Raw genomic sequence first — 12,680 nt, 5'->3', positions numbered from 1 at the left:
TATCAGCCCATACTCACAAGCACCCACACGAATTGCTTGATTCGATTTGTTAAAGAGCGGTTGGTTAAGAGCTTTTCGTCTCAACCGAGGCGCGCATTCTACGCTTTCCTCATTTGCTGTCAAGCGTTTATTTTGAAGTTTTTTACTGCAGGTTCCTGTCGAAACCCTTCAACTTCAAACACTTGACGCTTGCCCCGAAGCGTTTATCGCTGCGAGGTGGCGAATAATACGCGCTTTGAAATCAGAGTCAACACCTTGATCTGAAAAAACTTTCTGCCGGTGTTTGGCCGCGCGCCGGCAACTAATGAAAGCGCCGCGAATCTGTAGAGAAACACCCCAACGGAGCGTAGCGGTCATGAGCGATGCGCAAAGCGAGAAAACCCCTGGCCTGTCGGCAGACGAGGAGCAGGAGGTCAGCCAGAACCAGCCGCCACGCGCGGCGGTATTGCACGAGATCATTCGTTACCAGGGCGACCAGGAACTGGAACGGACCCTCGCCGCACTGTGGTGGTCGGCACTGGCCGCCGGGCTGTCCATGGGCCTGTCGCTCATGGCCATGGGCCTGTTCTACGCCCGCCTGCCGGAGGGTGACAGCGCCCAGGTGGTCGCCAGCATCGGCTATAGCGCCGGCTTCCTCGCGGTGATACTGGCGCGCCAGCAATTGTTCACGGAAAACACCCTGACCGCCGTGTTGCCGGTCATGACCACCCCTACCCTGGCCAATTTCGGGCGCCTGCTGCGCCTGTGGAGCGTGGTACTGGCAGGTAACCTTGCCGGCACCCTGCTGGTGGCCTGGGTAATGCTGGAGTTGCCGATCTTCGACAGCAAGACCGACATCGCCTTCCTCGAGGTGGGCCGCAAGGTCATGCACAACGACATCAGCCAGATGTTCGCCAAAGGCATCGTATCGGGCTGGATGATCGCCACCATGGTCTGGATGATTCCGTCGATGGAACACGCCAAGATCTGGATCATCCTGATGATCACCTACCTGATGGCCCTGGGCGACTTCACCCATATCGTGGTCGGCTCGGTGGAGGTGTCGTACCTGGTCTGGGCCGGCGATGAAAGCTGGCGCAGCTTCTGGCTGGAGTTCGCCCTGCCGACCTTGGCCGGCAACATCATCGGCGGCAGTTTCATCTTCGGCCTGATCAGCCATGCACAGGTGCGCAGCGACAGCGGCAAACCGCCTTCGCGACTACTGAAAGACCCGCAATCCGCCGTTGCGAGCCGAAAAGACGGAAAAAAATGAATTCCGGTACGCGGTGGTTTGCCGGCGGCGACGCCGCGGCGCTCAGGCTGGCCTATCCTGATTGAACCTCCTTCCTGACTACCTGGCAGGAGGCTGCCTGAAAGGAGCCGCTCGCGCATGGCCAGGACCGCCAACCTTCCACCCGCCAGCCCTGCGCCGCGCTTGCAGGTGCGCCGCCTGATTGCCGGTTTCAGTGCGGTTTTCGGCCTGGCCTGCCTGATCATCCTCGGCGCCCTGTTCAATATCGCGGGCATTCTTAACCACGAGGATCGCCAGCGCAGCACCGCGCAGGCAACCCAGGCGCTCGAGCAAAGGCTGCTCGCCTCGCGCCAGTTCCTGTCCAGCTACGCGGTGTGGGATGCAGCTTACGAACACCTGGCAGGCCGCGCCGACTGGAAATGGGCCTACGAAGAAAAGAACGTGGGTGAATCGCTGTACAGTGCCAATGGCTATGAAGGCGTGTTCGTGGTCGAGGACGCAAGCACCACCTATGCCTTGTTCAAGGGCCAACCGACCCAGACGCCAGCCAGCACCTATATAGATGCAGCGCTGCCGACGATCATTGCCCAGGCCCGTGCGGCAGCCATCCCGCGTGAACAGATCACCCGTTACGTGTTGTTCAACGGCTGGCCGGCGGTGCTCAGTGCCGCAGCGGTGCGCCCGGACCGGGATGTCAGCGAAAGCGAGGTAAGCCAGGCGCCGGTGATGCTGTTCCTCGACCAGCTCACCGAGGACAAACTGGCGCGCCTGAGCATTGCTGCCGGCCTGAGCGGCATGCATGTGGAAAAGAATCATCTGAGTGATGCCGAGCACCTGCGCATCGGCCTCGGCGATACCGGCTACCACCTGTCCTGGAGCAGCCCGCTGCCGGGGCGCCAGTTGCTGCGGGCGGTGTTGCCGCCACTGGCCGGTGCCTTGCTGATACTCGGCCTGGTGATGTTGTACCTGTTCCGCCATGCCTTGCGCAGTTCGCGGGCGATCGACCTCAGCCTTGCCGACCTGCAACAGAGCAACCAGGCGCTGGAGGCCAGCGAGCAGCGTTTCCGCGCGGTGGCCGAGTCGGCGTCCGACTGGATCTGGGAAACCGACCGACAGCAACGCCTAACCTACCTGTCGCAACGCTTTGCCCGTGTCACCGGCTACCCGGTGGTCGAGTGGCTCGGCCAGCCGCTCAATCAATTGCTGGCCTGCGATACCACCCCCCTGTCGCCATGGCTGGATGCCCTGGCCGCCGCCGACCCGCAACAACTGGCCAACCTGCGCTGCACCTACCGCGACCAGAATGGCCAGAACCGCTACTGCCGGATTTCGGCCCGCGCCATCTGGTCCGACGGCAAGCCCATCGGCTATCGCGGCACCGCCAGTGACATCACCGACGAAGTCGATGCCCATGCGCGCATCCAGCACCTGTCGCTGCACGACCCGCTGACCGGGCTGGCCAACCGCAACAAGCTTGCCCGGCACCTGGAGCAGGCGCTGCTGCGCGGCAGCGATTCACCGCCACTGACCCTGCTGCTGCTGGACCTGGACGACTTCAAGCCGATCAACGACTCGCTCGGCCACGCCGCCGGCGACGCCGTGCTGCAGGAGGTAGCCACACGCCTGCGCGACAGCACCCGTGACGGCGACATGGTCGCGCGCCTGGGTGGCGACGAATTTGTCCTGGTGCTCAGTGGCCTGGACAACCGCAGCGAGATCGACCGCTTCTGTGCGCGGCTGATCGGCCTGCTGCAACAACCCATCGTTTTCGACAGCCAGGCCCTGCACGTTGGCGCCAGCATCGGGGTCGCGCAGGCCCGCGAGCAAGGCTTCGATGCCGGCGAGCTGATGCGCTGCGCCGACATCGCGCTGTACCAGGCCAAGGCCGATGGCAAGAACACCTGGCGCTATTTCGCTGCCGAAATGAACCAGCAGATCCAGTATCGCCGGCAACTGGAGAGCGACATGCGGCGGGCCCTGCGTGACCAGGAATTCGAGCTGCATTACCAGCCGCGCTACCGCCTCGGCGACCTGCACATCGTCGCGGTCGAGGCCCTGCTGCGCTGGCAGCATCCGCAGGAAGGGTTGCTGGGGCCGGACACTTTCATTCCGCTGGCCGAGCAAAGCGACATCATCGTTGCGCTGGGCCGCTGGGTGCTGCGCGAAGCCTGCCGCACCGCCCACGACTGGCCCGCCGATGTGCTGGTTTCGGTGAACCTGTCACCTGCGCAATTCCAGCGCAGCGATGTGGTGGCCGATGTGCGCGAAATCCTGTTGGAAACCGCCTTCCCTGCCCAGCGCCTGGAGCTGGAAATCACCGAGAACGTCATGCTCAACGACATCGAAGGTGCGCTGGGCACCATGCTGTCGCTGAAGGAACTGGGTGTACGCCTGAACATGGACGACTTTGGTACCGGCTACTCGTCGCTGGGCTACCTGCGCACCTACCCGTTCGACAGCATCAAGATCGACAAACGCTTCATTGGCGGGCTGAACAATAGCGGCGGCAGCGACCGCGCCGTGGTCCAGGCGATCATCAACCTGGGCGAAGCGATGGGGCTGACCGTGACGGCCGAAGGCGTGGAAAGCGAGCAGCAGCTCAGGGCGCTGGAGAAAGACCATTGCCATGAAGTGCAGGGCTACTACCTGAGTCGGCCCGTGGACAGTGCCAAGCTCGCCGCGTTGTTGCAGCAGGCATCCGGGCGTTCGGCGCCCTGCCGGTAGCACGGCAACGCAACTGCCTTGCCCGGATCCTGATGCGCCCACAGAGGCTTTTCAGCAAGGCTGCTGCAAGCTGCGCTCGGCCACGATTTCCGGCAGGTCGCGCCGGCGCAGGTAGATGCGCAGCGGCTCGCTGATGTTCAGGCGATCATCCACATGTTGCTCCAGCAACAACGCCAGCCGTTCGCGGCACAGCGCCATGCGCTGCCCTTGCTCGGGCCGCCAGACGAACTCGCTGCAGGGGGTGATGCTGGCGTCGGCCACATCCATGCCGAACGCGTCTTCGGAAAAGCGCACGATATGGACGCCGCGCTTGCCATGAAAACCGACGAAGCCCTTGAGCTGGTCGGCCGCGCTGCAGATGTCCCGGGAAGTGATGGCCATGACGTAACCTCGCAATGAAATCGGAAGATACGCACGCCGGGCAGGGAAGGACGCCTCTGTCGGGCGACTCGTGACCGGCAGCCTAACGCAAGCCGCGGCCGCGATGCCACGGTTTTCATCGGTCAGTGTCAACCAGCAGGTCCGTACTGCCCCGTTACCAGGCTAGAACCCGGGGCCGCTGTGCGGCCCCCTTGGCACTCACGGCCTACTCTACCGTTCATGCACCTGCACACTCGCCGTCATCCCCGCGCTCAGGGTTACTCCATCAGGCACCTGGTCCAGGCGAATCCTAACCGGAATCCGCTGTGCCAGGCGCACCCAGTTGAAGGTCGGCTCGACCTCCGGCAGTAACTGGCTGTCCGGGTTGCTGTTGCGGTCGGTGATGCCGCGGCTGATGCTTTCCACATGCCCTTGCATCGGCTCGCCCGCGCCCATCAGCCACACCTTCACCGCATCCCCGACACGGATGCGCGGCAGCTTGGTTTCTTCGAAATAGGCCTGGATATAAAAGGTCGAGTCGTCCACCAGGGCCATCACCGATTGCCCGGTATTCACATAATTGCCTTCGGCCAGGCGCAGGTTGGTGATATGCCCGCTGCGCGGTGCGCGCACTTCACTGCGCGCCAGGTTGATTTTGGCAACCTGCAACTGCGCTTCGGCCTCATGCAGTTCACCACGCGCGATAGCGGCATTTATCTGCGCGTTCTCACGCAACTCGGCACTGATCGCCTCCGGCCCCAGCGCGCTTCGCCGGGCCGCCTCACGCTCGCGCAGGCGCAGTTGCTGGGCACGGGTTTCGGTCACGGCGCTGGCCTGGTCGAAGGCGGCCTGGAAGCGTTCGCGGTCAATGCTCATCAGCAGATCGCCCGCCTTGACCTGCTGGTTGTCACGAACTTTGAGCTCGCGCACCCAACCGGACACATCGGGGGCGATCACCACCACATCGGCGCGCACCCGGGCATCGCGGGTCCAAGGGGTGAGCATGTAGTACTGCCAAAGCTGATAGCCGGCCAACACGGCAAGGGCCACCACACACAAGGTCACCAGGATACGTATGGCTGCACGCATCGAAACACTCCTTATAACGTCCCCAGCAGGCGCACCACCAGGAACAACACACAAACGAACAGCGCGGCATCGAACAGCGCCTCATGCCAGATCCAGCGCGCCAACGGCGTGGCCTGCACCAGCAGGCGCAGCAGGCCGGTGAGCAGCAGCGCCAGCAACACATAGACCAGGAAGGGGCTGAACAGCACGCCGCCCATTTCCCATTCACGCAACCCCATGGGCTTCCTCCTGCCAGCGGCACCACTTGCCCCAGCTTTTCTGCAATTGCAGCACCGCACCTTCGGCCAACCGCAGCGCGTCGCTCGGGGGTAGCCGGCGCAAAGCGTCGATGAACTGTGCGCTAGCGGCATCCAGCTGCCGCCCGCGCCCAGGCGCCGGCCCCTTGGCCAGCACTGCCTCGACCTGCTGCAGATAATTGCGCTCGGCCTGCCCCAACGGCGCCTGGGCGACCGCCAGGCACATGCGCAGGTGCACCAGCTCGTCGCCGATATCCAGCCCGTGCAGGCCGTCATCCCAGCGTTTGCGCTCGCATTCGGGCAGTTCGCCGGCATGCCGCGCCAGCTGCAGCAGGCGGTCGGCCATGCGCCCGCCAAACCAGCTGTCGGCCCCGCGCAGGTCGCGCCGGGTCAGGCGTGCCAGGTCGCTCTGGGTGGCCGCGCGCAGACGTCGGCCCAGCCAGGCCGGGTGGCGAAACACCAGCAAGCGGAAGGCCATCACCGCCGCGGCTACCCCCACCAGCATGGCCAGGGCACTGTTGAGCAGGGTCGCCACGCCGAACTGCATGGCATTGAGTGGTGACACCAGCACGATGAAGTGCAGGCAATAGGAAGTGGCCGTGGCGCCGGTCCGTGGGTGCGCCATGCCCAGCGCACCGAGAAACAGCGGCACGCCCATGCCCAGGGCGAGCATGGCGAAGCTGCTCCATTGCGGCAGTAGAACCTGCCCGACCAGAAACGCCGCAGGTATGGCCAGAAGGATCCCGCGTAAAAAGCTCAAGCCGATCTGCGCACCGTTCTCGCGGCTGGCGAACAAGCTACAGACCACGCACGTCAACACCAGCCCACCCGGTGCCGAAGGCCAGGCAGTGGCCAGCCAGAAGCCGCTCATTACCAGAAAGGCCAGGGCGCTGCGGGAACCGAACAGCAAGGCCAACGACCAGTCGCGGTGCACGGCCAACCCCTGGGATACATCTTTGGGCGCCCTGCCCGCCTCCACCTGCGCCAGCGCCTGGCTGGCGGCCATGGCGTAATCCAGCAGCAGCGCCATCCGCGCCAGGCAGAAGTGCTCCGCCGAACTGATCTGTTCGGCCTGGGCGGCATCCCAGATACGCTGGCGCAGCAACAGCAGGCTGGGCTGGTCGGGCTCGCTCAGGCACTCACGCACCGCCTCCAGCCAGGGCGACAGGTGTTCGGCCTCGCGTGCATCCAGTTGCCGCCACTGTCGGCGCACGGAGCGGGAAATACGCAGCAGCACCATCAGTTTCTGGCTCAGACCACGGATGGCGCGGGCACGCTGGCGCCCGCGATTTCCTTCGAACCAGGCGTGTTCGCGCTGGCTGTCGATGGCAACGATACGCCCCAAGCTTTCCAGCAAGCCTTTGCGCGCCTCATCCTCGCCGCCCAGCATGGCCCTGGCCGCCTGCAGGCCGTTCTGCCAGGCCTGGCGGGCTTGCCCGGCCAGTTGCTGCTCGACCCGCATGGGCCAGAGCAAGGCACTGCTGGCGGTGGCGCAGAAGATCCCCAGGCAGATCTCGGTGCAGCGCGCCACGGCCTGGTCGAACACCTGCAACGGGTGGTCGATGGCCGGCAAGGCGATGATCGCTGCGGTGTAGCCGGCCAGCACGAAGGCATAGGCCCAGGCGCTGCGCAGTTGGGTGGAGGCGGCGGTGCACAAGGCCAGCCACAGCGCCAGGGTGAGCAGGAACAGGCCGGGCGCCTGGGCGAACAAGCCGATGAACAGCACCGACATCAGCGTGCCGACCAGCGTCCCGGCCAGCCGCGCCAGGCCTTTCTGCACCACCATGCCTGAGAGCGGCTGGGCAACGATGAAGGCGGTCATCAATGCCCAGGCCGGTTGCTCCAGGCCCCAGCGCATCGCCAGCCACAATGCCAGGCCGCCACCGAGCAAAGTCTTGATGGCGAACTTGAGCGCGAGGCTGCTGGGGGCGAACAGGGCCTGGAGGGTGATGGGCACGAGGCGGACCTTGCCGGGGTGGTCATGTTGAAAGATAGACAATGGTGGGAAGGATAAAGGGCGGTCGTTTAATTAGCTAGCTAATCATCTTTGTAGGGCTGCGGATTTCTGTGCGGGCCCCTTCGCGGGCGCGCCCGCTCCCACAGGGGCCGCGCAGGTAATAGAGAAATAGCGGGCAAAAAAAATGGGCGACCGAAGTCGCCCTAAATGCCTTGCGTGCTCGTGTACCCGGAAGGTCAGCGCGGCTTGCGCTTGTTCGAGTCCTTCCAGATGAAAATGCCCAGACCGGCAAAGAAGACGACCATCAACCCGACCGTTACCACCCCGGCGATAACCACGTTGTCGAAGAACATGCTGGCCTCCCCATTCGTTTGCCGTTGTCCGATGGGTGCACGTTAACCAATGCAGGGGCGGGGAAAATTGATCGGTGTCAATAGTGCCCGGGGCCGGGCACACGAGGCGGGTACAGGGTTGACCTGGGTCAAGTTTCAGCGCTTCTTCGGCTTGCCCTTGGGCTTCTTTTTCCGGGCGCTGTTCAACGGCAGGGCCTGCTCGAACGCGTTGCGCATTTCGTTCAGGCGCTTTTCCTTGAGGTCATGGACGCGCTTGGCGCGTTCGGCATCGAAATCGATGAGGTTGTCTTGGCTCATGGGCGGGCTCGACGATCAACTGAGACGTTCATGATGAAGCCAGGCGCAGGCGCTGACCAGCCCTGCGTCAGACTTCGATGTCGACCAGCAGCCCCTGGCGACCATGCTCACCCATCAACGGCGCCACCGGCACGGTGTTATCGGCGTTGACCTCGTCACCCGGCATCGCGTTGTAGCGTTCGTCGTCGCCGTTCTGCCGGCGGCGCTGCTGGCGGCGCTGTTCATCGCGCAGCAACAGCGCCTGCTCCTGCGGGTCGCGCTGGTGCTTGAGGTCGATGGAGCTTTCACTGGAAGCAGGCTGCGTCGGCACCACCGGCTTGATGTCGGGGGTGGGCTTGACCGGGTCCTGTTGCGAGGTCACCGGGGCGGCACTGAGCGGAATGATCGGCGGCAGCATTGAGTTCTCCTGTACCCCTGTATCGGCAGACACAGGCTTACCTTGAAGGTATGGACAGCAGTTATTCGGGTTCTTCGTCAGGTTCGTTGCCCGCTGGCGGGCTGGCCTCGCTCCAGGGCCGCTTGTACACCTGCTGCCAGACCGCGTCCATGTGCGCACGCAACACCTGCGGCGCGGCTTTGAGCGAGGCACTGTCCTCGCGCTCACCGCCGATCGGCTCTTCACCTGCCGGAGTAATCAGCGACTGGCCGGTGATGGTGTAACTGGCCTGCCCTTCGCGCATCTCGATGGCGATGTCGTGCGGGTCGATGCCGCCGCCGCAGAAGGCGTGGCTGGCAACCGTCACCTCGGCGATACCGTTCTGGTCGAGGTCGCCGACATCGCTGACGTCGTTGTAGAAGTCCACATCCAGGTCCAGGCCCGGGCAGGTGGTTTCCTGCTCGATCTGCCAGCGCGCCTTGAACGCGTCGCTTTCGGCGCTTCGCCCGTACAGCGTGGCCTCGAGCACCACCTTGTCCACTTCCTGCTCGCTTTCCGGGTCGCTGGCCTGGCCATCGCTGCGGCTCAAGACCAGCAGGCCTTCACCGTCACGGTCGCGAAAGTGCACGCTCTTGATCGGCGTCTGCACGCCCAGCACCTCGAGCTGCTCGATCGGGATGGCGGGCAAGGTCTCGAAACTTTTCTGTTCGCAGGCGGCCAGCAGCAACAGGCTGCCCACGGCCATCGAACTGCTGATCCAGCGGTGCTTGGCAGGCATGTTGATGCGGGGCCCTCGTCGGCAGCACGGTGGGGGGCGATGAAGCGACTAGACTGTTGCACTAGCTGTCACGCTTCGGCACCTTTCGATGCGTTCGGCACTTTGGTCTGACCGGCCGATCCGTTAACATAATCGGCTTTTTCATCGCGGGAGTTCAGGCAGTATGGCGCAGCAGTATCAACCGGGGCAACGCTGGATCAGCGACAGCGAAGCCGAGCTCGGCCTGGGTACCATCCTGGCGCAGGATGGCCGCCTGTTGACCGTGCTCTACCCGGCCACTGGCGACACCCGCCAGTATTCCCTGCGCAATGCGCCGCTGACCCGCGTGCGCTTCTCGCCCGGAGACCAGATCACCCACTTCGAAGGCTGGAAGCTGACCGTGCGCGAGGTCGAGGACATCGACGGGCTGATGGTCTACCACGGCCTGGACGGGCAGAACCAGCCGCGCACCCTGCCAGAAACCCAGCTGTCGAACTTCATCCAGTTCCGCCTGGCCAGCGACCGCCTGTTCGCCGGGCAGATCGACCCGCTGGCGTGGTTCAGCCTGCGCTACAACACCCTGCAGCACACCAGCAAGCAGATGCAGTCGACGCTGTGGGGCCTGGGCGGCTGCCGCGCCCAACCCATCGCCCACCAGTTGCACATCGCCCGCGAAGTGGCCGACCGCAGCGCGCCACGCGTGTTGCTGGCTGACGAAGTGGGCCTGGGCAAAACCATCGAGGCCGGCTTGGTGATTCATCGCCAGCTGCTGTCGGGCCGCGCCAGCCGCGTACTGATCCTGGTGCCGGAAAACCTTCAGCACCAGTGGCTGGTGGAAATGCGCCGCCGCTTCAACCTGCAGGTGGCGCTGTTCGACGCCGAGCGTTTCATCGAGAGCGATGCCAGCAACCCGTTCGAGGATGCCCAGCTGGCGCTGGTCGCCCTGGAGTGGCTGGTCGATGACGAAAAGGCCCAGGACGCGCTGTTCGCCGCCGGCTGGGACCTGATGGTGGTCGACGAAGCGCACCACCTGGTCTGGCACGAAGACCAGGTCAGCGCCGAGTATGGCCTGGTCGAGCAGCTGGCCCAGGTGATCCCGGGCGTGCTGCTGCTCACCGCCACCCCCGAGCAGCTCGGCCAGGACAGCCACTTCGCCCGCCTGCGCCTGCTCGACCCCAACCGTTTCCACGACCTGGCAGCCTTCCGCGCCGAGAGCGAGCACTATCGCCCGGTGGCCGAAGCGGTACAGGAACTGCTCGACGAAGGCCGTCTGTCGCCCAAGGCGCACGCCACTATCCAGGGCTTCCTGGGGGCCGAAGGCGAGGCCCTGCTGGCAGCTGTCAGCGATGGCGACACCCAGGCCAGCGCGCGGCTGATCCGCGAGCTGCTCGACCGCCACGGCACCGGCCGCGTGCTGTTCCGTAACACCCGCGCGGCGATCCAGGGCTTCCCTGAACGTCAACTGCACCCTTACCCACTGGCCACGCCCGAGCAATACCGCGAGCTGCCAGCCGGCGAGCATGCCGAGCTGTACCCGGAAGTCGCCTTCCAGGCCCAGGCTGAGGTGGCTGATGACCAACGCTGGTGGCGTTTCGACCCGCGCGTCGACTGGCTGATCGACACCCTGAAGATGCTCAAGCGCACCAAGGTGCTGGTGATCTGCGCCCACGCCGAAACCGCGATGGACCTGGAAGACGCCCTGCGCGTGCGTTCCGGCATCCCGGCCTCGGTGTTCCATGAAGGCATGAGCATCCTCGAGCGCGACCGCGCCGCCGCCTACTTCGCCGACGAAGAGTTCGGCGCGCAGGTGCTGATCTGCTCCGAGATCGGCAGCGAAGGCCGCAACTTCCAGTTTGCCCATCACTTGGTGATGTTCGACCTGCCGGCGCACCCCGACCTGCTCGAACAGCGCATCGGCCGCCTCGACCGTATCGGCCAGAAGCACACGATCCAGCTGCACATCCCGTACTTGCAGGACAGCCCGCAAGAGCGCCTGTTCCAGTGGTACCACGAAGGCCTCAACGCCTTCCTCAACACCTGCCCGACCGGCAATGCCCTGCAGCACCAGTTCGGCCCGCGCCTGCTGCCATTGCTCGAAAGCGGCGACAGCAAGGCCTGGGATGCATTGGTGGCCGACGCGCGCAACGAGCGCGAACGCCTGGAGGCCGAACTGCATAGCGGCCGTGACCGCCTGCTGGAGCTCAATTCCGGCGGTGCCGGCGAAGGCCAGGCGCTGGTCGAGGCCATTCTCGAGCAGGACGACCAGTTCGCCCTGCCGATCTACATGGAAACCCTGTTCGACGCCTTCGGCATCGACAGTGAAGACCATTCCGAGAACGCGCTGATCCTCAAGCCGAGCGAGAAGATGCTCGACGCCAGCTTCCCGCTGGGCGACGACGAAGGCGTGACCATCACCTACGACCGTGGCCAGGCGCTGTCGCGCGAGGACATGCAGTTCCTCACCTGGGAACACCCGATGGTGCAAGGCGGCATGGACCTGGTGCTGTCCGGCTCGATGGGCAACACCGCCGTGGCGCTGATCAAGAACAAGGCGCTCAAACCCGGCACCGTGCTGCTCGAGCTGTTGTTCGTCAGCGAGGTGGTGGCACCGCGCAGCCTGCAGCTGGGACGTTATCTGCCGCCGGCAGCATTGCGTTGCCTGCTCGATGCCAACGGCAACGACCTGGCTTCGCGCGTGGCCTTCGAAACCCTCAATGACCAGCTGGAAAGCGTGCCGCGTGCCAGCGCCAACAAGTTCGTCCAGGCCCAGCGTGATGTGCTGGCCCAGCGCATCAGCAGTGGCGAGGCGAAGATCATGCCGGCGCACATCGAGCGCGTGGCCGAAGCACAGCGCCGCCTGACAGCGGAAGCCGACGAAGAACTGGCCCGTCTGGTGGCCTTGCAAGCGGTGAACCCAAGCGTGCGCGACAGCGAGATCGAGGCGCTGCGCAAGCAGCGTGAAGATGGCCTGGCGATGCTCGACAAAGCGGCATTGCGCCTGGAAGCCATTCGCGTGCTGGTGGCTGGCTAATACAGGTCAGACACCGCCGCCTTTGTGGGAGCTGCGTTGTGTCGCGAAAGGGCCGCAACGCGGCCCAGAATTGACGCGCAATAGTTGAAATTGCAGGGGCTGCTTTGCAGCCCTTTTGCGACACAAGGCCGCTCCCCCGGGGGGGGCCAATTTTCAGAACCCATACATATTCCCTGCTGCGATCAGGTTTATCACCAAATCGTAGAGATCAATATGCCATTAGTCAGGAAGGGTTAAACACCTCTTCCTATACTGCCTCTGGACAGTCT

Annotated in this window: 11 protein-coding genes; 3 read left to right on the top strand and 8 right to left on the bottom strand. The window is 64.3% G+C overall.

The window, feature by feature from the left end:
* The first annotated feature begins 355 nt into the window (after nucleotides 1-355).
* Together C6A77_RS11865 and C6A77_RS11860 are read left to right on the top strand one after the other, a co-directional pair.
* Complete coding sequence (locus C6A77_RS11865; RefSeq protein WP_114169642.1) at nucleotides 356-1,252, top strand: formate/nitrite transporter family protein; 897 nt, start codon at nucleotides 356-358, stop codon at nucleotides 1,250-1,252.
* A gap of 117 nt (nucleotides 1,253-1,369) precedes the next feature.
* Nucleotides 1,370-3,955 carry an EAL domain-containing protein gene (locus tag C6A77_RS11860; protein WP_114169641.1) on the top strand — a complete coding sequence of 862 codons (2,586 nt, stop codon included), beginning with the start codon at nucleotides 1,370-1,372 and terminating at the stop codon, nucleotides 3,953-3,955.
* Between the two features lie 51 nt (nucleotides 3,956-4,006).
* Here C6A77_RS11860 and C6A77_RS11855 read toward each other — a convergent pair whose 3' ends face one another.
* The 8 genes from C6A77_RS11855 to C6A77_RS11830 all read right to left on the bottom strand — a co-directional run bounded on the left by C6A77_RS11855 (nucleotide 4,007) and on the right by C6A77_RS11830 (nucleotide 9,401).
* Nucleotides 4,007-4,336, bottom strand: coding sequence for a DUF2025 family protein (locus C6A77_RS11855; RefSeq protein ID WP_114169640.1), 330 nt, complete (start codon nucleotides 4,334-4,336; stop codon nucleotides 4,007-4,009).
* 210 nt (nucleotides 4,337-4,546) lie between these two features.
* The gene (locus C6A77_RS11850; protein WP_114169639.1) at nucleotides 4,547-5,404 is read right to left on the bottom strand and encodes an HlyD family secretion protein; all 858 of its coding nucleotides are present in this window, start codon (nucleotides 5,402-5,404) and stop codon (nucleotides 4,547-4,549) included.
* 11 nt (nucleotides 5,405-5,415) lie between these two features.
* The gene (locus C6A77_RS11845) at nucleotides 5,416-5,622 is read right to left on the bottom strand and encodes a DUF1656 domain-containing protein (protein WP_114169638.1); all 207 of its coding nucleotides are present in this window, start codon (nucleotides 5,620-5,622) and stop codon (nucleotides 5,416-5,418) included.
* Nucleotides 5,609-7,597 (bottom strand): FUSC family protein, encoded by a 1,989-nt coding sequence (locus C6A77_RS11840; protein WP_114169637.1) that lies wholly within the window; start codon nucleotides 7,595-7,597, stop codon nucleotides 5,609-5,611. Before C6A77_RS11840 ends, C6A77_RS11845 begins: the two co-directional genes overlap by 14 nt.
* Nucleotides 7,598-7,833: 236 nt before the next feature.
* Nucleotides 7,834-7,950: a cytochrome c oxidase subunit CcoM gene (gene ccoM, locus C6A77_RS26115; RefSeq protein ID WP_025340347.1), complete on the bottom strand. Its 117-nt coding sequence runs from the start codon at nucleotides 7,948-7,950 to the stop codon at nucleotides 7,834-7,836.
* Nucleotides 7,951-8,085: 135 nt separating this feature from the next.
* Entirely contained in the window at nucleotides 8,086-8,247 is a 162-nt protein-coding gene (locus tag C6A77_RS25725; RefSeq protein WP_164497669.1) for a hypothetical protein, read from the bottom strand.
* Between the two features lie 67 nt (nucleotides 8,248-8,314).
* Complete coding sequence (locus tag C6A77_RS11835; protein WP_114169636.1) at nucleotides 8,315-8,644, bottom strand: aspartate-semialdehyde dehydrogenase; 330 nt, start codon at nucleotides 8,642-8,644, stop codon at nucleotides 8,315-8,317.
* A gap of 61 nt (nucleotides 8,645-8,705) precedes the next feature.
* Entirely contained in the window at nucleotides 8,706-9,401 is a 696-nt protein-coding gene (locus C6A77_RS11830; RefSeq protein WP_114169635.1) for a hypothetical protein, read from the bottom strand.
* A gap of 163 nt (nucleotides 9,402-9,564) precedes the next feature.
* Here C6A77_RS11830 and rapA point away from each other — a divergent pair, with 163 nt between their 5' ends.
* The gene (gene rapA / locus C6A77_RS11825; protein WP_114169634.1) at nucleotides 9,565-12,411 is read left to right on the top strand and encodes an RNA polymerase-associated protein RapA; all 2,847 of its coding nucleotides are present in this window, start codon (nucleotides 9,565-9,567) and stop codon (nucleotides 12,409-12,411) included.
* Nucleotides 12,412-12,680: the final 269 nt, after the last annotated feature.

This window comes from Pseudomonas sp. AFG_SD02_1510_Pfu_092 (assembly GCF_003331055.1).
Classification (GTDB): Bacteria; Pseudomonadota; Gammaproteobacteria; order Pseudomonadales; family Pseudomonadaceae; genus Aquipseudomonas.
This window is presented reverse-complemented; position numbering and strand designations above follow the sequence as displayed.

Bases quoted from the DNA above. Each gene is read 5' to 3' on its own strand.
- C6A77_RS11865 (WP_114169642.1), top strand. From the start codon at position 356: ATGAGCGATGCGCAAAGCGAGAAAACCCCTGGCCTGTCGGCAGACGAG.
- ccoM (WP_025340347.1), bottom strand. From the start codon at position 7,950: ATGTTCTTCGACAACGTGGTTATCGCCGGGGTGGTAACGGTCGGGTTG.
- C6A77_RS11850 (WP_114169639.1), bottom strand. From the start codon at position 5,404: ATGCGTGCAGCCATACGTATCCTGGTGACCTTGTGTGTGGTGGCCCTT.
- C6A77_RS11835 (WP_114169636.1), bottom strand. From the start codon at position 8,644: ATGCTGCCGCCGATCATTCCGCTCAGTGCCGCCCCGGTGACCTCGCAA.
- C6A77_RS25725 (WP_164497669.1), bottom strand. From the start codon at position 8,247: ATGAGCCAAGACAACCTCATCGATTTCGATGCCGAACGCGCCAAGCGC.
- rapA (WP_114169634.1), top strand. From the start codon at position 9,565: ATGGCGCAGCAGTATCAACCGGGGCAACGCTGGATCAGCGACAGCGAA.
- C6A77_RS11830 (WP_114169635.1), bottom strand. From the start codon at position 9,401: ATGCCTGCCAAGCACCGCTGGATCAGCAGTTCGATGGCCGTGGGCAGC.
- C6A77_RS11845 (WP_114169638.1), bottom strand. From the start codon at position 5,622: ATGGGGTTGCGTGAATGGGAAATGGGCGGCGTGCTGTTCAGCCCCTTC.
- C6A77_RS11860 (WP_114169641.1), top strand. From the start codon at position 1,370: ATGGCCAGGACCGCCAACCTTCCACCCGCCAGCCCTGCGCCGCGCTTG.
- C6A77_RS11855 (WP_114169640.1), bottom strand. From the start codon at position 4,336: ATGGCCATCACTTCCCGGGACATCTGCAGCGCGGCCGACCAGCTCAAG.